Annotated in this window: 19 protein-coding genes and 1 pseudogene; 6 read left to right on the plus strand and 14 right to left on the minus strand. The window is 65.4% G+C overall.

All coding sequences use genetic code 11. The annotated features are described in order from the left end of the window. Positions 1-108: 108 nt before the first annotated feature. From BLV20_RS28310 to BLV20_RS28345, 8 genes are all read right to left on the minus strand, one after another. Positions 109-894, minus strand: a complete 786-nt coding sequence (locus BLV20_RS28310) for a sulfite exporter TauE/SafE family protein (protein ID WP_092305668.1) — start codon at positions 892-894, stop codon at positions 109-111. 205 nt (positions 895-1,099) lie between these two features. After that, positions 1,100-1,633 carry a DUF3087 domain-containing protein gene (locus BLV20_RS28315; protein ID WP_092305703.1) on the minus strand — a complete coding sequence of 178 codons (534 nt, stop codon included), beginning with the start codon at positions 1,631-1,633 and terminating at the stop codon, positions 1,100-1,102. Positions 1,634-1,843: 210 nt separating this feature from the next. Continuing rightward, positions 1,844-2,599: a DUF533 domain-containing protein gene (locus BLV20_RS28320; RefSeq protein WP_092305669.1), complete on the minus strand. Its 756-nt coding sequence runs from the start codon at positions 2,597-2,599 to the stop codon at positions 1,844-1,846. Positions 2,600-2,746: 147 nt separating this feature from the next. Then, positions 2,747-3,187, minus strand: a complete 441-nt coding sequence (locus tag BLV20_RS28325; RefSeq protein WP_092305670.1) for a carboxymuconolactone decarboxylase family protein — start codon at positions 3,185-3,187, stop codon at positions 2,747-2,749. A gap of 386 nt (positions 3,188-3,573) precedes the next feature. After that, positions 3,574-5,019, minus strand: a complete 1,446-nt coding sequence (locus BLV20_RS28330) for a mechanosensitive ion channel family protein (protein ID WP_092305671.1) — start codon at positions 5,017-5,019, stop codon at positions 3,574-3,576. A gap of 436 nt (positions 5,020-5,455) precedes the next feature. Further along, positions 5,456-6,082: an isochorismate family cysteine hydrolase YcaC gene (gene ycaC, locus BLV20_RS28335; RefSeq protein ID WP_007927871.1), complete on the minus strand. Its 627-nt coding sequence runs from the start codon at positions 6,080-6,082 to the stop codon at positions 5,456-5,458. Positions 6,083-6,138: 56 nt separating this feature from the next. Then, on the minus strand, positions 6,139-6,822 hold the full coding sequence (locus tag BLV20_RS28340; RefSeq protein WP_092305672.1) for an isochorismatase family protein: 684 nt from the start codon (positions 6,820-6,822) through the stop codon (positions 6,139-6,141). Between the two features lie 95 nt (positions 6,823-6,917). Beyond that, on the minus strand, positions 6,918-7,784 hold the full coding sequence (locus BLV20_RS28345; protein ID WP_092305673.1) for a pirin family protein: 867 nt from the start codon (positions 7,782-7,784) through the stop codon (positions 6,918-6,920). Positions 7,785-7,892: 108 nt separating this feature from the next. On the opposite strand from BLV20_RS28345, the gene BLV20_RS28350 reads away from it, so the two are divergent. The 3 genes and pseudogenes from BLV20_RS28350 to dkgB all read left to right on the plus strand — a co-directional run bounded on the left by BLV20_RS28350 (position 7,893) and on the right by dkgB (position 10,449). After that, positions 7,893-8,801, plus strand: coding sequence for a LysR family transcriptional regulator (locus BLV20_RS28350; RefSeq protein WP_092305674.1), 909 nt, complete (start codon positions 7,893-7,895; stop codon positions 8,799-8,801). 116 nt (positions 8,802-8,917) lie between these two features. After that, positions 8,918-9,457 (plus strand): annotated as a pseudogene (locus BLV20_RS28355) (PaaI family thioesterase). Positions 9,458-9,645: 188 nt separating this feature from the next. Then, entirely contained in the window at positions 9,646-10,449 is an 804-nt protein-coding gene (gene dkgB / locus BLV20_RS28360) for a 2,5-didehydrogluconate reductase DkgB (protein ID WP_092305675.1), read from the plus strand. Positions 10,450-10,453: 4 nt separating this feature from the next. Here the strand turns inward: dkgB and BLV20_RS28365 are convergent, their stop codons facing one another. The 5 genes from BLV20_RS28365 to BLV20_RS28390 all read right to left on the minus strand — a co-directional run bounded on the left by BLV20_RS28365 (position 10,454) and on the right by BLV20_RS28390 (position 15,753). Beyond that, a complete protein-coding gene (locus tag BLV20_RS28365; RefSeq protein WP_092305676.1) occupies positions 10,454-10,933 on the minus strand; it encodes an ANTAR domain-containing protein in 480 nt (159 codons plus the stop codon). 346 nt (positions 10,934-11,279) lie between these two features. Further along, complete coding sequence (locus tag BLV20_RS28370; RefSeq protein WP_092305677.1) at positions 11,280-11,699, minus strand: ANTAR domain-containing protein; 420 nt, start codon at positions 11,697-11,699, stop codon at positions 11,280-11,282. Between the two features lie 154 nt (positions 11,700-11,853). Further along, positions 11,854-12,570, minus strand: coding sequence for an MgtC/SapB family protein (locus BLV20_RS28375; protein WP_092305678.1), 717 nt, complete (start codon positions 12,568-12,570; stop codon positions 11,854-11,856). A gap of 1,234 nt (positions 12,571-13,804) precedes the next feature. Then, positions 13,805-15,139: a lysine N(6)-hydroxylase/L-ornithine N(5)-oxygenase family protein gene (locus BLV20_RS28385; protein ID WP_092305680.1), complete on the minus strand. Its 1,335-nt coding sequence runs from the start codon at positions 15,137-15,139 to the stop codon at positions 13,805-13,807. 131 nt (positions 15,140-15,270) lie between these two features. Beyond that, positions 15,271-15,753: a sigma-70 family RNA polymerase sigma factor gene (locus BLV20_RS28390; RefSeq protein ID WP_092305704.1), complete on the minus strand. Its 483-nt coding sequence runs from the start codon at positions 15,751-15,753 to the stop codon at positions 15,271-15,273. A 333-nt stretch (positions 15,754-16,086) separates the two neighbouring features. Between BLV20_RS28390 and BLV20_RS28395 the strand changes: the two genes are divergently transcribed. The 3 genes from BLV20_RS28395 to BLV20_RS28405 are packed head-to-tail and all read left to right on the plus strand — an operon-like array spanning position 16,087 to position 20,639. Further along, positions 16,087-17,259, plus strand: coding sequence for an efflux RND transporter periplasmic adaptor subunit (locus BLV20_RS28395; protein ID WP_092305681.1), 1,173 nt, complete (start codon positions 16,087-16,089; stop codon positions 17,257-17,259). Continuing rightward, positions 17,260-19,233 carry a MacB family efflux pump subunit gene (locus tag BLV20_RS28400; protein WP_092305682.1) on the plus strand — a complete coding sequence of 658 codons (1,974 nt, stop codon included), beginning with the start codon at positions 17,260-17,262 and terminating at the stop codon, positions 19,231-19,233. It abuts the gene before it with no gap. 14 nt (positions 19,234-19,247) lie between these two features. Further along, the gene (locus BLV20_RS28405; protein ID WP_092305683.1) at positions 19,248-20,639 is read left to right on the plus strand and encodes an efflux transporter outer membrane subunit; all 1,392 of its coding nucleotides are present in this window, start codon (positions 19,248-19,250) and stop codon (positions 20,637-20,639) included. Positions 20,640-20,721: 82 nt separating this feature from the next. Here the strand turns inward: BLV20_RS28405 and BLV20_RS28410 are convergent, their stop codons facing one another. Beyond that, positions 20,722-22,350, minus strand: a complete 1,629-nt coding sequence (locus BLV20_RS28410; RefSeq protein ID WP_092305684.1) for a pyoverdine maturation tyrosinase PvdP — start codon at positions 22,348-22,350, stop codon at positions 20,722-20,724. Between the last annotated feature and the right edge of the window lie 192 nt (positions 22,351-22,542).

Genomic DNA, 22,542 nt, shown 5'->3' on the forward strand with positions numbered 1-22,542 from the left:
GGCTGCTGAATCAGGCGATCCTGAAAGAGCCGGTCAATCAGTGAGGCAGCACCACAAAAACACAAAAGCCTCCCGCGGGAGGCTCTTGCTTCGCCCGCCAGCGCGGGGTCAGAACGCCAGTTTGTAGCCGATGGAAAACAGCATGACCGCCAGGAACGGCCGTAGCAGCTCGTCCGAGACGCGGCCGGTCATGTGGCTGCCGAGCCAGATGCCCGGCAGCGAGCCCATCAGCAAGAAGCCCAGCAGCTGCCAGTCCATGTTGCCCATGCTCGCGTGCCCCAGGCCTGCGACCAGGGTCAGCGGCACGGCGTGGGCGATTTCTGTTCCGACCAGACGCTTGGTGGCCAGGAACGGGTAAAGGATGAACAGCGCCACGGTGCCCAGGGCGCCGGCGCCGATGGAAGTCAGGGCGACCATGGTGCCGAGGATCACGCCAGTAACCACTGTCAGCGCGTTGAGGCTGGAATCCTTCAGGTGGTAATGGTCGCCGGCATGCTTCTGGGCGAAGGCCAGGAGTTTTTTCTTGAACAGGATGGCCAGCGCGGTGAGCAGCAATACAACGCCCAGTGCCTGCTTGATCACGCTGTTCAGCGCTTGCGGGTCGGTGTCCAGGCTCTTGAGGAACCACAGGGTGGCCAGTACCGCGGGCACGCTGCCCAAGGTCAGCCAGCCGGTGATCTTCCAGTCGATATTGCGGTTTTTCTGATGGACCAGCACACCACCGGACTTGGTGATGGCGGCATACAGCAGGTCGGTGCCCACGGCAGTCGCCGGGTTGATGCCAAACCACAACAGGATCGGGGTCATCAGCGAACCGCCGCCCACACCCGTCATGCCTACGATAAAACCCACCAACAGGCCGGCGATTACAAAACCAAAGTTACCCACATCCATCAATAAGCCCTACGCATCAACCGCGGCCAGGTAAAAATCTGGCGGCAGCATAGCGCTAATGCTTATGTCCATTTATATAAATAAAATCTAACGTTATAACTCTTTGCCGTTTTGCCCGGCCCCCGTGCAGGCTGCATGTACCGGGCACAGGGCGAAGCCGGTTCGAAGGCCGCCCGGGAAAACCTCCAGGCCAGCCTTTTCCAGCTTATTTGGGCAGCGGGATCCGCTTCACCGCCTCGATCCAGGCCGGGTCCAAACGATTCTGCTCGGTGTCCATGGCCAGGGCCTCCATGCGCTCCTTGTGCCGGTCGATTTCATGCACCACCTGGCTCAACGCGCTGGAGTTGGCATCCAGCTGGTGCATCTGGGTCAGGCCCAGGTGATAGAAGCGCAGCAGCTTCATCGCCGTCGGGTCTTCGGCCTCGACGCCGGCGGTGACATGGTGCATGACGTTGGTCACGCTCATCAGGCTGCGCTTGAGCTGCCAGCCGTAGACCGCCGCGGCCATCCACGGCTGCGACCAGAAGCGCATGCGCATCAGCACGATGCTCAGCACCAGGCCGGCCAGCACGCCGGCGACGTTGAGGCGGAAGTTGTCGCCACCCGGCGTACCGAACAGCAGCACCGCGGCGCTCGACAGCAGCATGGCCAGCGACAGGAAAATCAGGGCGATATACAGGGTGCTGCGGCGGGTTTGCTGACGAAAAGCCTCGGGGTTCTGCGGCTGGATCTCGAACATGGCGACGGTGCGCTCGCATGGTGGACGGGCCGGCATTATCACCCTGCCAGCGCCGGATGAAGGGAATAAATCCACGCTGCGACAATCCACCTCGGCCTGGGTGGCACGCCGTCGAGACAAAGCGGAGCGCGATGCGGATGCGCTGCCGGGCGCCGACAGGCACGCCCGCAGCGACAATGGGCCGGCCCCGGGCGGGCCGGCCGGTGCGGCTCAGGCCACCTGGCCCTTGGCCTGCTGTTCCAGGTGCAATTGCAGTTCGGGCGTGATTTGCAGCGCCGCTGCCAGCTCGTCCAGGTAGCTGCGTTCGGCATCTTGCTGATCGTCCACCAGCATCACGCTGGCCAGGTACATCTCCGCCGCCATGCCCGGCTCGCCCGCGGCCGACTGGGCCACGTCGGCGGCATCCAGGGGACGGGCGACTTCGTCGTCGAGCCATTGCTGCAATTGCGGATCGTCGGTGTGACGGCCGATCTCGGCGCTGATCAGTTGTTTTTCCTGCTCATCGATGCGGCCATCGGCCTTGGCCGCGGCGATCAGCGCGCGCAGGATCGCGTGGCTGTGTTCTTCGGCTTCCGGGCCGGCCAATTGGTCGACAGTGCGCAACGCCTGTTGCGGAGCCGCCGATTGCTGCTGTTGCTGCCAGGCCTGATAAGCCTGGAACGCCATCATCCCCAGGGACGCCAGCGCCGCGTAGTTCATGCCGCCGCCGGTGCGACCCTGAGTCCCGCCACCAGACGCCGCGCCGCCGGACATCGCGCCGCCCAATCCGGAACCGCCCAGCAGCCCACCGAGCAAGCCGCCCAGGCCGCCCGGGGCACCGCCGCCGCTGTTGCCGCCCAACAGGCCGCCGAGCAAGCCACCCAGGCCTCCCAGGCCGCCCTGCGGTGCCGAGGCCCCGCCACCTTGCTGCTTCATCGAGGCCTGGCCGGCGCGCAGCAACTGTTCAAGCAAATCACTGGTGTTCATGGCATCGCTCTCTTCGGGCAGTTATTCAGATTGCCAACAATAGTCGTCGCCACGCGTTGCGCCAACTACTGGCACCTGTGCCTTGCCCGATGCCGGCGCGACGACCCGTGCCGCGACGCCGTGGGCCAGCGCTGTTGAGCCCGGAGATCAGGCCTGGGGCATTTTGCGGAAACCCACGGCCAGGCGGTTCCAGCTGTTGATGGTGGCGATCGCCAGGCTCAGGTCGACTTGCTCGCTGGGGCTGAACTGGCTGCTCAGCAGTTCGTAGTCGGCATCCGGCGCGTGGGTTTCGCTGACCCGGGTCAGGGACTCGGTCCAGGCCAGGGCGGCCCGTTCGCGATCGCTGAAGAACGGCGCTTCGCGCCAGACCGAGACCGCGTACAGGCGGCGTTCAGTCTCCCCGCCCTTGCGCGCATCGGCGGTGTGCATGTCGACGCAGAAGGCGCAGCCGTTGATCTGCGACGCGCGCAGCTTCACCAGCTCGATCAGCGACTTTTCCAGGGGCAGTTTCGAGACGGCGGTTTCCAGCGCGATCATGGCTTTGAGGGCGTCGGGCGAGGCGGTGTAGAAGTCGATACGCGGTTGCATGGGTGGCTCCAGGTCCAATGAATGTGGCGCCACGTTAAGCCTGGGCCCGGTCCAGACCAATAACCAATTCCGCCAAAGACCAGGTGACCAATCGCCACCCACCGCCGCCGCTGCCGCCTACGGGGATTGCCATTTACTGCGTTGTGGCTTGCCGCTCTTCGTAGGAGCGCAGCTTGCGCGCGAAGGCGCCCGCCCGGGCACCGCGGTGAATGGCCGCTGCGCGGATCGCGAGCAAGCTTTGCTCCTACGGGGGTTGCCACTTACCGCGTTGTGGCTTGCCGCTCTTCGTAGGAGCGCAGCTTGCGCGCGAAGGCGTCCGCCCGGGTACCGCGGTGAATGGCCGCTGCGCGGATCGCGAGCAAGCTTCGCTCCTACGGGGTTTTCGTTTATTGGGTTGCGCGGCGGCGCAGCCATTGCATGAAACTTCTTTTCACCGCCGGCCGTGGGGCTTCCTGGGTCAGGGTCTGGGCGATGTGCTGGCGGAAATCCAGGAGGTTTTTCATGGCCTCGCTGATATCGCGCCGCGCGTCCAGGCATGGCTTGAGGTATTCGTTTTCGATGCGGTACAGGGTGCAGAAAGTCTTGGCCGAGAAGTCCGCCGCGGTCGCCTGATCGGCGATGCCCGCCTCGCCGATCACTTCGCCCGGGCCCATGCGCCCGGCCTCGAAGGGTTTGCCGTCGCGGATCAGGCTCACCGAAACCACGCCCGACTCGATGATCAGCAAATGATCGCTGACCTCGCCCGCCGGCAGGATGGTCTCGCCGGCGCGGAAGGTTTGCAGGGTCATGTTCTGGCTGAAGGTTTCCTTCTCTTCCTGGCGCAGGGTGGAGAAGATGCTCGAGCTGTCCAGCAGCGCGCGCGGGCGCGAGAGGTTGGTCGCCGTGCTGCTTTCACCGCTGGACAACAGGCTGACGCCGGACGCCTGCAAATGCCGGAAAGCCAGGTCGAACAGCTGGTTGCGCACTTCGCGCTTCTTGCCCATGGAGGCTACGAAGCCGCTGATCTCGTATTCCACCCCGGCGCTGCCGGAGCTTTTCAAGGCCACGCTGGGGGCTGGCGTGGCGAGCAGGAAACGGCACCCGAGCATGGCCCGCTCCAGCGCCTCGATCACCGTTTGCGGCCGCGCATGGGGGCTGACCTGGAGGCTGATGGAAAGCCCGTGCATATCGGCGGGACGGCTGAAGTTGATGATCTTGGCCTTGGCCGCCATGGAGTTGGGGATTACCGCCATGCTGCCCTGGGAGGTCTGCAACCGGGTGGCGCGCCAGTCGATATCGGTGACCCGGCCTTCGGTGCCGTCAATGGAAATCCAGTCGTCGAGCTGATACGGCTTGGTGGTGTTGAGCACGATGCCGGAGAACACGTCGCTGAGGGTGCTTTGCAACGCCAGGCCGACGATGATCGCCACCGCGCCGGAGGTGGCCAGCACGCCCTTGACCGGCAGTTCCAGCACGTAGGCCATGGCCGCGATGATGGCGATCAGGAAAATCACCGCCCCCATCAGGTCCTGCAGCAGCCGCCCGGTGTGCCCGACCCGTTGCATCATCAGGGTGCCGAGCAGCACCGTCAGGGTCCGCGCGCCGAACAGCCACCAACCGATCTGCAACCCCGTGGCGGCCAGGTGCATCGGCACATCCTCCGGCCAGGGCGCCGCCTGCATCGGGTTCAGGCCCTGGTTGAACAGCAGCACGCTGTACAGGGTAAAGATCAGCACCCGCACCAGCAGCTTCCAGTAACCGCCCCGCGCGCCGATCAGGCGCCACAGCAGCATGTCCAGCAGGATCAGGATCAGCGCGGCGAATAGCGGGTGGTCGGCGAACAGGTTCGGCATCAAGCAACTCCAGCACGGTCAGAGGCGCGACAATCTCACACAAGCGACCTTGCAGGTATAGCCGGAGAAACAAAAACAGGGGCCTCATGGGAGGCCCCTGCCTGCAACGATGTCGCTCACTCTGTAGCCGCTGCCGAGCCCGCGAGGCTGCGATCGCCCCCGCAGGGGGGCGCAGGATCTTGAGATCGCTTAAGGACCTTCGGTCCTATCGCAGCCTGCGGCAGCGGCTACAGGGGTTGTGACCTACCGATCGGCGCTAACCCTGTAGCCGCTGCCGAGCTTGCGAGGCTGCGATCGACTGCGCAGCAGGCGCAGGGTCTTGAAACCGCTGGAGGACCTTCGGTCCTATCGCAGCCTGCGGCAGCGGCTACAGGGAATCGCGACACCTCCGATAACCCGGTCGTGCTCGCTGCCTTGTGTAGCCGCCGCTGGCAGGTCACTTGCCCTGGGTCAGGGTGGTGTAGCTGGTGATCAGGTTGCGGTAGTCCGGAATGTGGTTGGAGAACAAGGTGCCCAGGCCCTCGATGTCGTTGCGCCAGTCGCGGTGCAGCTCGCAGGCCAGGCCGAACCAGGTCATCAGCTGCGCGCCGGCGGTGGACATGCGGTTCCATGCCGAATCGCGGGTCAGGGCGTTGAAGGTGCCGGAGGCGTCGGTCACCACGAACACCTCGAAGCCTTCCTCCAGGGCCGAGAGTGCCGGGAACGCCACGCAGACTTCAGTCACCACGCCGGCGATGATCAGCTGCTTCTTGCCGGTGGCCTTGATCGCCTTGACGAAGTCCTCGTTGTCCCAGGCGTTGATCTGGCCCGGACGGGCAATGTACGGCGCGTCCGGGAACAGCGCCTTGAGCTCGGGCACCAGCGGGCCGTTGGGGCCGGTTTCGAAGCTGGTGGTGAGGATGGTCGGCAACTTGAAGTACTTGGCCAGGTCGGCCAGGGCCAGCACGTTGTTCTTGAACTTGTCCGGGTCGATGTCGCGGACCAGGGACAGCAGGCCGGCCTGGTGATCCACCAGCAGGACGGCGGCGTTGTCTTTGTCCAGACGCTTGTAGGCGGTAGTCATGGGGTAATCCTCGCTTTTTGTCGATGCCGAATGGAATCGGCGTGGTGGGTGCTCGTTCAGCGCTGGGAGTCCAGCACTTCGTGCTCGTTCGCCACTTGCTGGGCCTTGATGTAGCTCTCGATCAGCAACTGGTAATGCGGCATGGCCTGGGCATAGACCGCGGCCCACTGCTCGGCATCCGGGCGATTCCACGAACCCTGCAGCTCAGAAAGCGTAGCCATGATGTCGATCGGCACCACCCCGGCCTGGGCCAGGCGGGCGATCGTCAGGTCGGTGGCCAGGCGGGAATGGTTGCCCGAGGCGTCGACCACGGCGAACACCTTGTAGCCCTCGTGTACCGCGGCAATCGAAGGGAATGCCAGGCAGACGCTGGTCAGGGTGCCGGCGATCACCAGGGTTTTCTTGCCGGTGGCCTCTACCGCCGCGCGGAACTCGGGGTTGTCCCAGGCGTTGATTTCACCTTTGCGGGCCACGTACCGGGCATGGGGCGCCTCCTGATGGATTTCCGGGATCAGCGGGCCGTTGGGGCCTTGGGGCACCGAGGCCGTGGTGATCACCGGCATGTTCAGCAAGGTCGCGGCTTTCGCCAGGGCGATGGCATTGGCGCGCAGTTGCGGCACGTCCATGTCCTTGACGATCTGGAACAGCCCGCTCTGGTGGTCGATCAGCAACATCGCCGCGTCGTTGGGGTCGATGGTCGGTTTGGCGCCATTGAAGTTGGCAGCATTGACGTTGTTCATGTGCAGTTCCTCTTTCGTTTGGGGCATTTATTGAAGGCAACAGCCATCCCTGGCCCTGAAACCGGTCTGCACGTCCTGCGCAGGTCGGTAAACGCTCAGCCGGGCATCTGGCCGAAACGGCCGGACTGGAAATCGACAAAGGCCTGGTGGATCTCGGCCTCGCTGTTCATCACGAACGGGCCGTGGCCGACGATGGGCTCGTCGATCGGTTCGCCGCTGAGCAGCAGCACCACCGCGTCGTTGCTGGCCTCCAGGCCGAGCTGGTCGCCTTCGCGTCCGAACAGCACCAGCTGGCCTTCGCGCACCAGCTCCTGGCCATTGACCTGGACCGTGCCGCGCAGCAGCACCAGCGCGGTGTTGCGCCCTTCGTGCAGGTCGAGGACCAGGGGCTTGCCGGCATTCAGGCGGATGTCCCAGACGTCGATCGGGGTGAAGGTACGGGCCGGGCCCTTGACGCCGTCGTATTCGCCGGCGATCAGCCGCAGGGTGCCGGCCTTGTCTTTCAGGGCGATGGCCGGAATGTCGCTATCGAGGATGGTCTGGTAACCGGGCGCGGCCATCTTGTCCCGCGCCGGCAGGTTGACCCACAGCTGGACCATGTCCAGGGTGCCGCCGGACCGAGCGAACGCGGCGGAGTGGAATTCCTCGTGGAGAATCCCCGAGGCCGCGGTCATCCATTGCACGTCGCCAGGGCCGATCTTGCCGCCGCTGCCGGTGGAGTCGCGGTGCTCCACCTCGCCCTTGTAAACGATAGTCACGGTTTCGAAACCGCGATGGGGATGCTGGCCCACGCCGCGCCGCGCCTGGGTCGGGGTGAATTCGACCGGCCCTGCATGGTCGAGCAGCAGGAACGGGCTGATGTGCTTGCCCAGGCTGTCGTAGGAAAACAGGGTGCGCACCGGGAACCCGTCGCCCACCCAATGAGACCGTGGGCTGGTGTAGATGCCGAGGATGTTTTTCATGGGAGTGCCTCCGAAATGGGTGAGTTATTTCGTGGGATACACCTTAAAACCCATACCTTTGATGCACTAGACTGCAAAAATCGCCCTTAGCGTTCTATTTGGAGAACGATGGTGGAAGACCTCAACACCCTTTATTACTTCACCCAGGTCGTCGAGCATCAGGGTTTCGCCGCTGCCGGGCGGGCCCTGGACATGCCCAAGTCGAAGCTCAGCCGGCGTATTGCCCAGCTCGAGGAGCGCCTCGGCGTGCGCCTGATACACCGCACCAGCCGCCACTGCTCGCTCACCGAGATCGGCCACGAGTATTACCAGCGCTGCCTGGCCATGCGCGTGGAGGCCGAAAGCGCCGCCGAGGTCATCGAGCGCAACCGCTCCGAGCCCCAGGGCCTGGTGCGCCTGAGTTGCCCGACCGCGCTGCTCAACTCCTGGGTCGGGCCGATGCTGACCCGCTACATGCTCAAGTACCCGCTGGTGGAGTTGTTCATCGAAAGCACCAACCGCCGGGTCGACCTGATCCACGAAGGGTATGACATCGCCCTGCGGGTGCGCTTCCCGCCGCTGGAAAGCAGCGACCTGGTGATGAAGGTGCTGGGCAACAGCACCCAATGCCTGGTCGGCCACCCGGACTTTCTCGCGCGCCTGTCGACCCCCGCCTCGCCCGCCGACCTCAGCGGCCTGCCCAGCCTGCATTGGGGCTCGGCGCAGCGTGAATACCAATGGGAGCTGTTCGGCCCGGACGACACCCTGGCGCAGATTCGCCACAAGCCGCGAATGGTCACCGACGACCTGATCGCCCTGCGCCACGCGGCGCTGGCAGGCATCGGCATCGCCCACTTGCCCAGCGTGGTGGTGCGCGACGACCTGGCCGCCGGGCGCCTGGTGCAGCTGGTCCCGGACTGGGCGCCCAAGTGCGGGATCGTCCACGCGATCTTCCCGTCGCGCCGGGGCCTGCTGCCGTCGGTGCGCACGCTGATCGATTTTCTTGGCGAGGAGTTCAGCCACAGCGACATGGTCTGAGGCCGGCGCGGGGCTGACCGGATGTTCCGACCTGTGGCGGTTTTGGCACTGGCCGAAATAATATTTCGAGCATAATATTTTGCTCGTCATCTTATTCCGCCAGCGAGGAAACGCCCATGCAAAGCCCATCACGCGAGGCCACCCTGGCCCAGTGGATTGCCCAGGAACAGGCCATGCGCGAGCGCCTCGCCAGCCCGGGCAGCCTGTCCCTGGCCGAAGTCAGCGCCCTCTCCCCTGCCGAATTCTTCGACGGCATCGGCAACGGCGAACTGCCCTCGCCGCCCATCGGCACGCTGCTGGATTTCATCCCCATCGAATGGTCCGCTGGGCATTTCGTGTTCCAGGGCACGCCGGATTCCCGGCATTACAACCCGCTGGGCAGCGTGCACGGCGGTTATGCCGCGACCCTGCTGGACTCCTGCATGGGCTGCGCGATCCACACCCGGCTGAACAAGGGCCAGGGCTAAACCACCCTGGACCTGCGCATCAGCTATGTACGCGCCCTGACCGGCAGCAGCGGGCCGATCCGCGCCGAAGGCAAGATCGTCCACCTGGGCCGCTCCACCGCGCTGGCCGAAGGGCGGATCTACGACGTCGACGGCCGCCTGTATGCCACCGGCTCCACCACCTGCATGATCCTCGAACCGCGCGGCTGAAGTTCCTGCTGCGTCTGTAGCGATGCTTGTCCGTGAAAAAAAGCTGCGCTCGCCAGGGAAGATGCCCGGCGAGCAAGGAACCGTGCATTCGTGATTCGCGGTAAAGATTGCTTTGCCTGCCCAGCGGTTTTTCTCAAGGGTACGGACCGGGATACTCGTGGCCTTCCCACTGCCATCTGGAGTCATTCATGCCTGTACCTGCTTTCGGCCTCGGCACCTTTCGCCTGCAAGGCCAGGTCGTCATCGACTCGGTCAGCACCGCGCTCGAGCTCGGCTACCGAGCGATCGACACCGCACAGATCTACGACAACGAAGCCGAGGTCGGCCAGGCCATCGCCGACAGCGGTATTGGCCGTGACGAGCTGTTCGTCACCAGCAAGATCTGGGTTGCCAACTTTGCCCGCGACAAGCTGATCCCCAGCCTCAAGGACAGCCTGCGCAAATTGCGCACCGACTACCTGGACCTGACCCTGATTCACTGGCCGTCACCGGAAAACCAGGTACCGGTCGAAGAATTCATGGCCGCGCTGCTGGAAGCCAAAGAACTGGGGCTGACCCGGCAGATCGGGGTTTCCAACTTCACCATCGACCTGATGGGGCAAGCCATCGCCGCGGTCGGCGCAGACAACATCGCCACCAACCAGATCGAACTGCACCCTTATCTGCAGAACCGCAAGGTCGTGGAATTCGCGCAAAGCCAGGGGATTCACATCACTTCGTACATGACGCTGGCCTACGGCGCGGTGCTCGATGACCCGGTCATCCAGCAGATCGCCGAGCAGCACCGGGCGACGCCGGCCCAGGTGACCCTGGCCTGGGCCATGCAATCGGGTCATGCGGTGATTCCTTCCTCGACCAGGCGCGCGAACCTGGAAAGCAACCTCAAGGCTTGTGCCCTGACCCTGAGCGAGGAGGACCTGCAACGCATCGCCAGCCTGGAACGCGGCCATCGCCTGACCAGCCCTGCCGGCATTGCCCCGGCGTGGGACTGAAACCTCAGCGCAACGCCGCGCTCAGCAGCATGCCATTGGGCAGGATCTCTTCCTCGTTGGAACTGCTGAGCAGCATGCCGGCCGCCGGGGCCTTGCCCCGGCCGCCGGTGTCGATCGCCCGCATCAGGCAGCTGATGGTCTCGTAGTCCGGCAGCGCCAGGCTGCTGATATACATCTTGCGCTGCGGACCGAGCGGCATGCTGGGCACGGTGAGCAAGTCGGAGCCATACACCAGGACATGGCGGATCTGCGGGTTGTCCATGCAGAACGCCATGATGTCGAGCCGAGCCTGCAACCCCAGGGAAGCGTCGATGATCACCAGGTCCATTGGTTCACTGCCATATTCGACGACGTTCAACACTTCGACGAGTCGATGCATCGGCGCAATCCGGTAATAGCCCAGCTGGTTCAACATCCGCTCGATCTTCATTCGATGAAAATGCTGCTCATCGGCAATCAGGATTCGTAACGTTTTATTCGGCATTTTTTCGTGGCCATGAAAAAGTCTTGGGTGAGAGGCTCCACGCCTACGAATGAAGGCTAGGGGAGCAGCCGAGAGTTTTCTGTAAGGTTTTTCTGAAAAGACCTGCTTCGTGTTACTAAATTGGTTTTTGCGCCCGTTTCCGCGGCAAAAAAGCGCCGTTTCCTGGAAATTCGGCGGTATCAGCAACGCGTTCGGGTATCGCTCGGCAGCCTGGGACGCTGTTCGCACTGCACGGTGGGCGATGACCGCCGCCACCTTCGGGCATCTGCCAGCCCGGAGCAATCCGCTTCCGGCAACCCCGCGCGCAGGTGCTGCCCGTTCAGCCGCCAAGGGCTATTTGCGCTGGTCAGAAGCCGCGTTTTTTGTGCAACGAGCCGGAAGGGTTGATGTGGGCAATGAAGCGCAGGAAGGTTTCCGGCGTTGCGCTGCGCACCCAGAGAATTTCCTGCTGCAAGGAAGCGCGCAGGACCATCGGCAACGCCTGCTCGGTGCGGCCACCGTAGATCACGGCATGGCGGATCTGCGGGTTATCCAGGCAGAACGCGCCGGCGTCCACCCCGGCGGCAAACGCCAGCTCGCCGCTGAGCAGCAACAAGTCGAAGTTCTCGAAGGGCTCGTAGGAATAGTGGGTCAGGGTTACCAATTCGCGAAAAGACGCCACCGTCGCGACACGAAAATACCCCTGGCCACTCAACAGCCGCTCGATGCGGCCGCCTTGTTCCGGGGACGCATCGGCAATCAGGATTCTCAAACGTTTGTCAGGCATGAACGGGGCAACTGTCGAGTGAATACCAAGGGCCGAGAGCCTATCCGATGGACCTTGGCCGACTCTGTAAGACAATTCCCAAAACGTGCGGGTAAACCGGAGTTTTTTTCGCTGAACTGGCTGGTTGCGAGGTAGGAACGCCGACCGGCCGGATCTATTCGGTGGTGCTGGGGCTCCAGAACGCCTGCTCCACCAGGGCCGAGGTGGACAGGCGCGCCACCAGGGCATCGAGCTCGTCGCCGTCCACCGAGGTGGTGGCCAGGGTGGCTTCGATCTCCACGTCATCGCTGCCAAAGGCGTGGACATCGATGTCGCTGGCCGGGTAGTTGCTGCGCTCCAGTTCCGCCTCGAGCAGGGCGAACACGGCTTTCTGCTTGGAACGGTGGGCGATGACATAGACGATGTTGGTGACCTCGGCGGAAATCACATCCAGCGGCTGGCGGTTGATGTTGTTGACGATCGGCCGCAGCAGGGTATTGGCCGCGAGCACGAACAGCGTGCCGAGAAAGGCCTCGAGGATCAGGTCGGCGCCGGCGCAGGCCCCCACCCCCGCCGAGGCCCAGAGGGTGGCCGCGGTGTTCAGGCCACGGACATTGCCCTCCTCGCGCATGATGACCCCGGCACCGAGAAAACCGATGCCCGACACCACATAGGCCACCACCCGCACCGCGCCCTCGGCGCCGCCGAGGCGGTTGGCCATGTCGACGAAAATCGCCGCGCCCACCGCCACCAGCACGTTGGTGCGCAGCCCCGCGGTGCGTTGCCGATACTGACGCTCGAAGCCGATCAGGCCGCCGAGAATAAAGGCCGCGCTGAGGCTGACCAGGGTGTCGACCAGGGAACTCAGGTTGATGTTGTGCAGTGCTTGCATGAAAGGCGTCCTTGAATACGCGGCGGGCGGCGGCCGTTAAAGGATAGGCGCACTTGGCCGGAACGAACGGGCGAATCCCGCGACCAGGCCGACCGGCGCTGCCGGCCATTTTGCGACACCACGGTTACCAACAAATGTTGGCCCGCACCGCCCGCCCCCGGCATCACCGCCCGCCCCGAAATACTGCGCGTCCGCCCGCTCCTGCATAAACGGCCGGCGCCGCACACACGCTCCCGCACCAATGGCCGACACCGCCCGCACGATCCCGCACCAATGGCCGACTCGCCCCTGTAGCCGCTGCCGCAGGCTGCGATCGGCCGGCACGGCCGTGGCGTTCGGGCCATCACTGAAGGTCCTGCGGACCTTATCGCAGCCTTCGGCAGCGGCTACAGAAACCGCCATCGTCAGCTGAACCCGTGGCAGCCGAACCCGCAGCCCTTCACCGCCTGGCGGGAATGCTGCGCCAACCACCCACTCCTGCATCAACGACCCGCACCGCCCGTCCTTGGACCAATGGCCGACGTCGCACACCCGCTCCTGCACCAATGGCCGGCGTCGCCTGCTCGCTCCTGCACCAACGGCCGACACCGCCCGCACGATCCCGCACCAACGTCCGACTCGCCCCTGTAGCCGCTGCCGCAGGCTGCGATCGGCCGGCACGGCCGCGGCGTTCGGACCGTCGCTGAAGGTCCTGCGGACCTTATCGCAGCCTTCGGCAGCGGCTACAAAAACCGCTATCGTCAGTTGAACCCGTGGCCACAAAAAACCATGGCAGCCGAACCCGCAGCCCTTCACCGCCTGGCGGGGATGCTGCACCAACCACCCACTCCTGCATCAACGACCCGCACCGCCCGTCCTTGGACCAACGACCGACGCCGCACACACGCTCCCGCACAATGGCCCGCGTCGCCTGCTCGCTCCTGCATCAACGGCCGACACCGCCCGCACGCTCCTGCACCAATGGCCGACTCGCCCCTGTAGCCGCTGCCGCAGGCTGCGATCGGCCGGCACGGCCGTGGTGTTCGGGCCATCGCTGAAGGTCCTGCGGACCTTATCGCAGCCTTCGGCAGCGGCTACAGAAATCGCCATTGTCAGGATCTGCGGGTGGATCCGGCAGGGGGACGGCTGCGCCGTCGATCGCGGGTAAGCCTCGTTCCTGCGGCGTAGGAGCGAGGCTTGCCCGCGATAGGGCCCGGATGTTCGGCGGGGAGCGCTCGGGCCTGAAGGCGCTGCGTCAGCTAGCGGTGGCCAGCAGCAGGTCGCGCACCGAACGGCTGTGGCGGCCTTTGTCGTGTTCGTACAGCGAGGCGGCGATTTCCTCGGCGCGAATCGGCAACACCGACAGCAGCGTGTCGCTCAGGCCGTGGCTGGCCTGGCTGAAGCCCTGGGTGTAGATGCCGGCCTTGCAACGCTCGTCGGTGATGACCCGGTAATTGCGGTCCACCTCGAAGTCGCCCAGGTAGGCTTCCAGCGGCGCCAGCAATGCACGGTGGGTCTGGCGCTCGTAACCGGTGGCCAGGATCACCGCGTCGTAATGGCGGGTGCTCAGCTCGCCGGTGGAGGCGTTGCGCAGCACCAGCTCGACGCCTTGCGCGGTGGCGCTGGCCTTCTCCACAGAGGTCAGGGTGCGGAAGGCATGGCGCGCGATGCCCGAGACTTTCTGCCGGTAGAGAATCCCGTAGATGCGTTCGATCAGGTCGACATCCACCACCGAATAGTTGGTGTTCTGGTATTCGTGGACCAGGCGCTCGCGCTCGCCGCTCGGCTGCTGGAACACCAGGTCGGTGAAGGCCGGCGAGAACACTTCGTTGACGAACGGGCTGTCGTCCGCCGGCTTCAACGCCGAACCGCGAACCAGCATGTCCACCTGCACCGAAGGGAAACTGTCGTTGAGGTCGATGAAGGCCTCCGCCGCGCTCTGCCCGCCACCGATGATCGCCACGTTCATCGGCTGGCCGCTGGTGCACGGCTGGCTGGCCATGCGCTCCAGGTAATGCGCGTGGTGGAACACCCGGCCGTCATCCTTGAGCGCCTTGAAGGTCTCCGGGATCAGCGGTGTGCCCCCGGCGCTGACCACCACCGAACGGCTGGTGCGCACGAACTCCTGGCCCTGGCTGTCGCGGGAAATCACCCGCAGCGCCTCGACCTGCTGGTTGTGCAGCACCGGCTCGATGCCCAGCACTTCTTCGCCGTAGCGGCTCTGCTCCTGGAAATGCCCGGCGACCCAGCGCAGGTAATCGTTGAACTCCATGCGGCACGGATAGAAGGTGCCCAGGTTGATGAAGTCCACCAGGCGGCCGTGGTGCCTGAGGTAATTGACGAAGGAATACGGGCTGGTCGGGTTGCGCAGGGTCACCAGGTCCTTGAGAAAGGAAATCTGCAGGTCGCTCTGCGCCACCAGGGTGTTGCCGTGCCAGCGGTAATCGGCCTGCTTGTCGAGAAACAGCGCGTCCAGTGGCCCCTGGACCTGCCCACGTTCTTCCAGCGCGATAGCCAGCGCCAGGTTCGAGGGGCCGAAACCGATACCGATCAGGTCGTGAACGATGGTCGATGCAATTGCCTGTGTCATTTCCAGTGTCCTCTGGATAAATCCCTCAACGCGGGGAGAAATCGACGGTGACCTGATCGGCCCTTAGCGAGGCAGCAGGTCGTCTGTTGAGTAGGAACGAGGACAGTGAAAAAAAATTTAACCAGGAAGGATCAAAGGTTGTCCCATTGCCGGACCCGGACCCGGCAATGTTTCATCGCGTTGACGATGTGCTTTTCCACCAGGCTGCGGGAAATCCCCAGGCGCTCGGCGATCTCGGAGTGGGACAGGCCTTCGAGCTTGCGCAGCAGGAAGCTTTCCCGGCACAACGACGGCAGCTCGGCCAGCGCCCGTTGCAGCATGTCCAGGCGCTGACCGTGGTCGATGCTGGTTTGCGGCGACGGGCTGAAGAAGCGCTCTTCGATGTCGAGCACATCCAGCGATTCGACCTGGCGCAAGGCATTGCGCCGATGGCCGTCGATCACCAGGTTCAACGCCGTGCGATAGAGAAAGGCCCGCGGTTGCTCGATCGGCGTGTCGCTGGAACGCTCCAGCACCCGTACATAGGCGTCATGCACCACATCTTCGGCCACCTGCAGGTTGCCCAGCTTGGCGTTGAGGAAACACACCAGCTCGCGATAGTAGTTTTCCAACACGACTCCCGACCGCGCCATGCGGCTTTGTCCTTGAGCCCAACGGCAACCCGCCCGTGGGCAGGCGATTCGATGATGGCAGTTTAGAAGTGACATAATTTATAGTAATTCTCATATAGATTTAAAGTACCGCGTCGATTCGCCCGCTTTATTTTCCTCGGCTAGCCTGTACCCCCCCGCACCTGTAACGCCATGTGTCGCGGCTTAAATTCCCTCCGGCGCTTCTCGTCTACCTGACAGCTCCCCGTATCTGTCGCTCTACCGACAGCCTCCTGCCCTGCCCACGCCTTGGGCCGGGCCGGTCGACGGGCCGACTTCCAATGGCCGGAACCCTGCATGAAACGTCCCCGTCACACCCGACGCGCCCTGCTTGTCACCCTGTGTCTGCTTCCCATCGTCGCCCTCGCCGCCTGGCAGATCCTGCCGCCGGGGCGCGACCAGTTCGCCACTGTGCAAGTCAGCCGCGGCACTATCGAAAGCAGCGTCACCGCCCTGGGCACCTTGCAACCGCGGCGCTATGTCGACGTCGGCGCCCAGGCGTCCGGGCAGATCCGCAAGATCCACGTCGAAGCCGGCGACCCGGTCAAGGAAGGCCAACTGCTGGTGGAGATCGACCCCGCCACCCAGCAGGCCAAGCTCGACGCCAGCCGCTTCTCCATCGAGAACCTGCAAGCCCAGTTGCAAGAGCAGCGCGCGCAGAACGAACTGGCCCGGCAGAAGTACCAGCGCCAGCAGAACCTCGCCGCCGGCGGCGCCACCCGCGACGAAGACGTGCAGACCGCCCGCGCCGAACTCAAGGCCACCCAGGCGCGCATCGACATGTTCCAGGCGCAGATCCGCCAGGCCCAGGCCAGCCTGCGCAGCGACCAGGCCGAGCTGGGCTATACGCGGATCTACGCGCCGATGTCCGGCACCGTGGTCGCGGTGGACGCCCGCGAAGGCCAGACCCTCAACGCCCAGCAACAGACGCCGCTGATCCTGCGCATCGCCCGGCTGTCGCCCATGACCGTCTGGGCCGAAGTCTCCGAGGCCGACATCGGCCACGTCAAACCGGGCATGACCGCCTACTTCACCACCCTGAGCGGCGGCACCCGGCGCTGGACCAGCACCGTGCGGCAGATCCTGCCGATCCCGCCCAAGCCGCTCAACGAAAGCAGCCAGGGCAGCGGCAGCCCCAACAGTTCGAGCAAGAGCGGCAGCGGCCGGGTGGTGCTCTACACCGTGCTGCTGGATGTCGACAACGCCGACAACAGGCTGATGGCCGAGATGACCGCCCAGGTGTTTTTTGTCGCCGAGCGCGCGCAGGACGTGCTCACCGCACCGATCGCCGCCCTGCAGGGCAGCGCCGATCCCCAGGTCCAGGTGGCCCGGGTGGTGGCGAAAAACGGCGCCATCGAGGACCGCAAGGTGCGGGTCGGCATCAGCGACCGCTTGCGCATCCAGGTCCTGGAAGGCCTCGACGAAGGCGATCACCTGCTGATCGGCCCCGCGCAAAGCAGCGGAGGCTGAATGCAGACCCCGCTGATCGACCTCAAGGACATCCGCAAATCCTATGGCGGCGGCGATGCGCCGCAGGTGGACGTGCTGCGTGGCATCGACCTGGCGATCCACGCCGGCGAGTTCGTCGCCATCGTCGGCGCCTCCGGCTCCGGCAAGTCGACGCTGATGAACATCCTCGGCTGCCTCGACCGCCCGACGTCGGGCGAATACCTGTTCGCCGGGGAAAACGTCGCCCGGCTGGGCAGCGACGAACTGGCCTGGCTGCGTCGCGAGGCCTTCGGCTTCGTGTTCCAGGGCTACCACCTGATTCCCTCTGGCTCGGCCCAGGAAAACGTCGAGATGCCGGCGATCTATGCCGGCACCCCGGCGGCCGAGCGCCACGCCCGCGCCGCCGCCCTGCTCGAGCGCCTGGGCCTGGCCAGCCGCACTGGCAACCGCCCGCACCAGTTGTCCGGCGGCCAGCAGCAGCGGGTGTCGATCGCCCGCGCGCTGATGAACGGCGGCCATATCATTCTTGCCGACGAACCCACCGGCGCCCTCGACAGCCACAGCGGCGCCGAGGTCATGGCGTTGCTCGACGAACTGGCCAGCCAGGGCCACGTGGTAATCCTCATCACCCACGACCGCGAAGTCGCGGCGCGGGCCAAGCGCATCATCGAAATCCGCGACGGCGAGATCATCAGCGACACCGCCGACGCGCACCCCGAAGTCCAGGCCAGCACCAACAGCGGCGCCCTGCAGGCGGTGGACCTGCGCCAGCGCCTGGCCGAGGGCAGCGCAGCCAACGGCGCCTGGAAAGGCGAACTGGCGGAGGCCGTGCAAGCCGCCTGGCGGGTGATGTGGATCAACCGCTTCCGCACCGCCCTGACCCTGCTGGGGATCATCATCGGCGTCGCCTCGGTGGTGGTGATGCTGGCGGTGGGCGAAGGCAGCAAGCGCCAGGTCATGGCGCAGATGGGCGCCTTCGGCTCGAACATCATTTACTTGAGCGGCCACACGCCCAACCCGCGTACTCCGCCGGGCATCGTCACCCTCGACGACGTCGCCGCGGTCGCCGCCCTGCCCCAGGTGAAAAGAATCATGCCGGTGAACGGCTCGCGGGCCGGCGTGCGTTTTGGCAACGCCGACCACATGAGCTACGTCGGCGGCAACGACACCAATTTCCCGGCGATCTTCAACTGGCCGGTGGTCGAGGGCAGCTACTTCACCCAGGCCGACGAAGACGCGGCGGCGGCGGTGGCGGTGATCGGCAAGAAGGTCCGCGACAAGCTGCTCAAGGACGTGGCCAACCCCATCGGCCAATACATCCTGATCGAGAACGTGCCCTTCCAGGTGGTCGGCATACTCGAGGAAAAAGGCGCCAGCTCCGGCGACCAGGACAGCGACGACCGCATCGCCGTGCCCTACTCCGCCGCCAGCATCCGCCTGTTCGGCACGCAGAACCCGGAATACGTGGCGATAGCCGCCAGCGACGCGAACAAGGTCAAGGAAACCGAGCAGGCCATCGACCAGCTGATGCTGCGCATGCACGGCGGCAAGCGCGATTTCGAGCTGACCAACAACGCGGCGATGATCCAGGCCGAGGCCCGCACCCAGAACACCCTGTCGCTGATGCTCGGCTCCATCGCCGCGATCTCGCTGCTGGTGGGCGGCATCGGCGTGATGAACATCATGCTCATGACCGTGCGCGAGCGTACCCGCGAGATCGGCATCCGCATGGCCACCGGCGCGCGCCAGCAAGACATCCTGCGCCAGTTCCTCACCGAGGCGGTGATGCTCACCGTGGTCGGCGGCCTGGCCGGCATCGTCCTGGCCCTGCTGATCGGCACCGGGCTGATGCTGAGCAAGGTCGCGGTGGCCTTCTCCCTCGACGCCGCGCTGGGCGCCTTCCTCTGCGCCCTGGTCACCGGCGTCGTCTTCGGCTTCATGCCGGCCCGCAAGGCCGCCCGCCTCGACCCGGTCGCGGCCCTCACCAGCGTATGACTAGCGAACCCCTTATGAAACCGCACCTAAGCCTGTTGACTGCCTGCCTGCTCCTGGGGGCCTGCGCCCGCGACTTGCCGCCACCGCAGAGCGATATCCTGCCGCCCGCCGCCTGGCAGGCGCCGACGCAAGGCATCCAGGCCAGCCTTGACCCCTGGTGGCGGCAGTTCGGCAGCCCGCAGCTGGCGCGGCTCGTCGAACAGGCCCGGCTTGGCAGCTACGACGTCGCCGCCGCCATGGCCCGCGTGCGCCAGGCCCAGGCCCAGGTGACGATTGCCGGCGGCCCGCTGCTGCCGGAGCTCAAGGGCAACTTCACCGCCAGCCGTGAACAGTTGCTGCGCAACAACGGCTACAGCCAGCTGAGCGCCGACTCGAGCAACAAGGCCGTGGACTCGTTCAACGCCACCTTGACCGCCAGCTACGAGGTCGACTTCTGGGGCGCCAGGGCCGCCGCCCGCGACAGCGCCGAACACAGCCTGCGCGCCAGCCGGTTCGACCAGGCGAACGTCGAGCTGACCCTGCTCGGCAACGTCGCCAACAGCTACCTGGACGTGCTGGCGCTGCGCGAACAAGAGGCCATCGCCCGGCTCAACCTGGCCAACGCGCAGCAAGTGCTGGGGCTGGTGCAAACGCGCTACGACTCGGGCTCGGCGAACGCCCAGGAGCTCGCGCAGCAAAAGGGCCTGGTGGCCGCCCAGCAGCGCCAGCTGCCGCTGTTCCGGCAACAGACCCAGGACGCCCTGGTGACCCTGGCGACGCTGCTGGGGCAGCCGGTGCAGAACCTTGCGCTGGACCCGCAGCCGTTCCAGCAGGTCACCTGGCCGCCAATCGACAGCGGCCTGCCCAGCCAGCTGCTCAGCCGCCGCCCGGATATCGCCACCGCCGAGGCTCGGCTGGCCGCCGCCCAGGCCGATGTGCAGGTGGCCCGCGCCGCCATGCTGCCGACCCTGACCCTGACGGCCAACCTGGGCTCGGGCGCCAATCGTTTTCCGGATGTGCTGCGCAACCCGTTCTACAACGTCGGTGCCGGCCTGGTCGGCCCGATATTCAACAACGGCCGCCTCGGCGCCGAGCGCGACAAGGCCAGCGCGGTGCAGGAAGAACTGCTGCAAACCTACCGCGGCGCGATCATCGCGGCCTTCGGCGATGTGGAAAAAGCCCTCAATGGCATCGACGGGCTCGACCAGCAGCGGCGCTGGCAGAACGATGAACTGGAACAGGCGCAAATCGCCTTCCGGATCGCCGAGAATCGGTATCGCGCGGGCGCCCAGGACCTGCTCAGCGTCCTCGACACCCAGCGCACGCTGTATCAGGCCCAGGACCAGGACGTGCAGTTGCGCTTGTCGCGCCTCAAGGCCAGCGTCGCCCTGTACAAGGCCCTCGGAGGTGGCTGGCAGGTGCGCTGAAACCTCTCGCCACGGCTGTTTTGCAGCGGCAAAAAAAGGCGGCATCCATGAGCGGATGCCGCCTTTTTTGTCGGCCGCCGCCTCAGAGCTTCAGGTGCTGGGCGTACCAGGGCCGCTGCGGCGCGCGCTTGAGCAAGTCCGGCACCTCCTGGTCGCGGCTCAGGGCGATGCGCAGGGCCAGCTTCATCACCTCCATGTCCATTTCCAGCGACATCTCGCCCGGGGCATTGCCCAGCGGCCCGCAGCCGTGGGTCGAGGCCCCGAGCCAGGGGTCCTCGACCTCCACCCAGCGTCCGGGCGCGAACCAGGGCACGCCGTTGACTTCGCGGCGCAGCACCGCGCCGGGGTGGTAGCGCTCGTGGGCGCGAAACCAGTCCTCGATGCGATCGTCGATCCAGCCGTGGAATTTCCAGAACACCGGGTGCACATGGGACGAGAATGGATCGCCGAGAAAGTCGTTTTCGGCCACGTACCAGCGCCCGGAAAAGTCCGACGAGGTGCGCGCGGCCGTGACCGGCATATCGTTGGACGGGTCGCGCGCGACATCCGCCCAGCGCATGTGCAGCCAGTCGTGCAGGCCCAGCTCGACCTCGGAACCGAACTCGCCCAGGGTCAGGCGGCTGAGATATTCAGGGTCCTGGTATTGCGACTCCCAGACCTGGAAGTTGCCATAGAACGCCTCGTCGCTCTTCAAGCCATGCAGCCACTGGCTGAACTCGGCATCGCCGGCGGCCACCCAGGCCGGCGGCACCGAACAGCCGTCATGGTTGTCGTAGTAGCGCAGGAAGCCCTGCCGGTCATGCTCCAGGCGGCTGGGCGGCAAGGGCATCTGTTGCCAGGACAGCAGGTCCGGCTGCAGCGCGCGGGCGTGGCGCAACATGTGCCGATGCATGAACAAGAAGTCGATGCCCGAGCCGTTGCGATGCTTGCGCCGCCCACGGGCGCCCCGCTCGTGCCGCACCGGCCCCGGTTGCCAGCCCAGGCCGCGCAGGCTGTTGCGCTTTTCCTTGGGCAGCGAATGCCAGCGGTCCCGCGAGGCATGCCAGAGCTGGTGGAACAGGCGGTGCTCCGGCGAGACCAACCAGGCCAGCAAGGCCGGGGCCAGTGCGCAGCGCTCGCGGGACTGGGGAAAGCGCCGTTTACGCGCGACAAACTCCAGGGTCTGCGCGGGCAACAGCGCCGAGCGGTCCAGGGCCTGCACGTGGCCGCTGAGGGTGCCGCTGCCGGCATTGCCCCAGACCGCCCAGACCTCGTCGAGCACCACCTGGCATTCGTGGCTCGGCGGGCCGTTGACCTTGCCGCCGGGAAACAGCCGCCAGCGCAGCTTGGCGCCATCGGCCGTCGCCAGGTCGCCCTGCACGAAAAATTCCGCCGGGCCGTCACCGCGCAGGCTCTGCGGACGCCCCAGGTAGCCACGCACGCCACGACCGGTGGCGCCGATATCCAGGAGCAATTCGCAACCGCTGCGCGGCAGCCCGCCGAACCCCTGGGGGTCGAGAAACTCAACGTCCCAGATGCCGCGCAAGTGGTCGGCCAGCCGCACCCCGGGCTGGCGGGCAACCTCGAGGCTGGCTTCGCCGGGGGTGATTTCCTGTTCTTCCCGCTGGCGAACGTCCCGGCGCACCAATTGCTGCTGTGTGTAGAGCGCCACGGGGATGGCTGCCCCCGTTACCGCCAGCCCGGTCAAAAATCCTCTTCTAGAAAACCTCATCGCTCTACCTATTTCCCAGTGGCGTCTCACGCATCTAGCTAGAACGTTGGATTTACGAGGAAATTTACCGGGGCGCGGCGATCGGCCCGCTAAATTTGCCGAGCGCCAGCTCGTTTATCGCGGATAGAAGTCCACGAAAGGGTCGGCCCGGGAAGCACTGCGAACCCCCTGCCCGGCCCCGTCATCAGCCCG

Source organism: Pseudomonas sp. NFIX28 (assembly GCF_900107395.1).
In the GTDB taxonomy this organism is placed as follows: domain Bacteria; phylum Pseudomonadota; class Gammaproteobacteria; order Pseudomonadales; family Pseudomonadaceae; genus Aquipseudomonas.

Excerpts from the sequence above, each read along its gene's own strand:
- BLV20_RS28400 (WP_092305682.1), top strand. The coding sequence starts at position 17,260 with ATGCAGACCCCGCTGATCGACCTCAAGGACATCCGCAAATCCTATGGC.
- BLV20_RS28370 (WP_092305677.1), bottom strand. The coding sequence starts at position 11,699 with ATGCCTGACAAACGTTTGAGAATCCTGATTGCCGATGCGTCCCCGGAA.
- BLV20_RS28375 (WP_092305678.1), bottom strand. The coding sequence starts at position 12,570 with ATGCAAGCACTGCACAACATCAACCTGAGTTCCCTGGTCGACACCCTG.
- BLV20_RS28345 (WP_092305673.1), bottom strand. The coding sequence starts at position 7,784 with ATGAAAAACATCCTCGGCATCTACACCAGCCCACGGTCTCATTGGGTG.
- BLV20_RS28395 (WP_092305681.1), top strand. The coding sequence starts at position 16,087 with ATGAAACGTCCCCGTCACACCCGACGCGCCCTGCTTGTCACCCTGTGT.
- BLV20_RS28385 (WP_092305680.1), bottom strand. The coding sequence starts at position 15,139 with ATGACACAGGCAATTGCATCGACCATCGTTCACGACCTGATCGGTATC.
- BLV20_RS28330 (WP_092305671.1), bottom strand. The coding sequence starts at position 5,019 with ATGCCGAACCTGTTCGCCGACCACCCGCTATTCGCCGCGCTGATCCTG.
- BLV20_RS28410 (WP_092305684.1), bottom strand. The coding sequence starts at position 22,350 with ATGAGGTTTTCTAGAAGAGGATTTTTGACCGGGCTGGCGGTAACGGGG.
- ycaC (WP_007927871.1), bottom strand. The coding sequence starts at position 6,082 with ATGACTACCGCCTACAAGCGTCTGGACAAAGACAACGCCGCCGTCCTG.
- BLV20_RS28350 (WP_092305674.1), top strand. The coding sequence starts at position 7,893 with ATGGTGGAAGACCTCAACACCCTTTATTACTTCACCCAGGTCGTCGAG.
- BLV20_RS28310 (WP_092305668.1), bottom strand. The coding sequence starts at position 894 with ATGGATGTGGGTAACTTTGGTTTTGTAATCGCCGGCCTGTTGGTGGGT.
- BLV20_RS28315 (WP_092305703.1), bottom strand. The coding sequence starts at position 1,633 with ATGTTCGAGATCCAGCCGCAGAACCCCGAGGCTTTTCGTCAGCAAACC.
- dkgB (WP_092305675.1), top strand. The coding sequence starts at position 9,646 with ATGCCTGTACCTGCTTTCGGCCTCGGCACCTTTCGCCTGCAAGGCCAG.
- BLV20_RS28325 (WP_092305670.1), bottom strand. The coding sequence starts at position 3,187 with ATGCAACCGCGTATCGACTTCTACACCGCCTCGCCCGACGCCCTCAAA.
- BLV20_RS28365 (WP_092305676.1), bottom strand. The coding sequence starts at position 10,933 with ATGCCGAATAAAACGTTACGAATCCTGATTGCCGATGAGCAGCATTTT.
- BLV20_RS28320 (WP_092305669.1), bottom strand. The coding sequence starts at position 2,599 with ATGAACACCAGTGATTTGCTTGAACAGTTGCTGCGCGCCGGCCAGGCC.
- BLV20_RS28340 (WP_092305672.1), bottom strand. The coding sequence starts at position 6,822 with ATGAACAACGTCAATGCTGCCAACTTCAATGGCGCCAAACCGACCATC.
- BLV20_RS28405 (WP_092305683.1), top strand. The coding sequence starts at position 19,248 with ATGAAACCGCACCTAAGCCTGTTGACTGCCTGCCTGCTCCTGGGGGCC.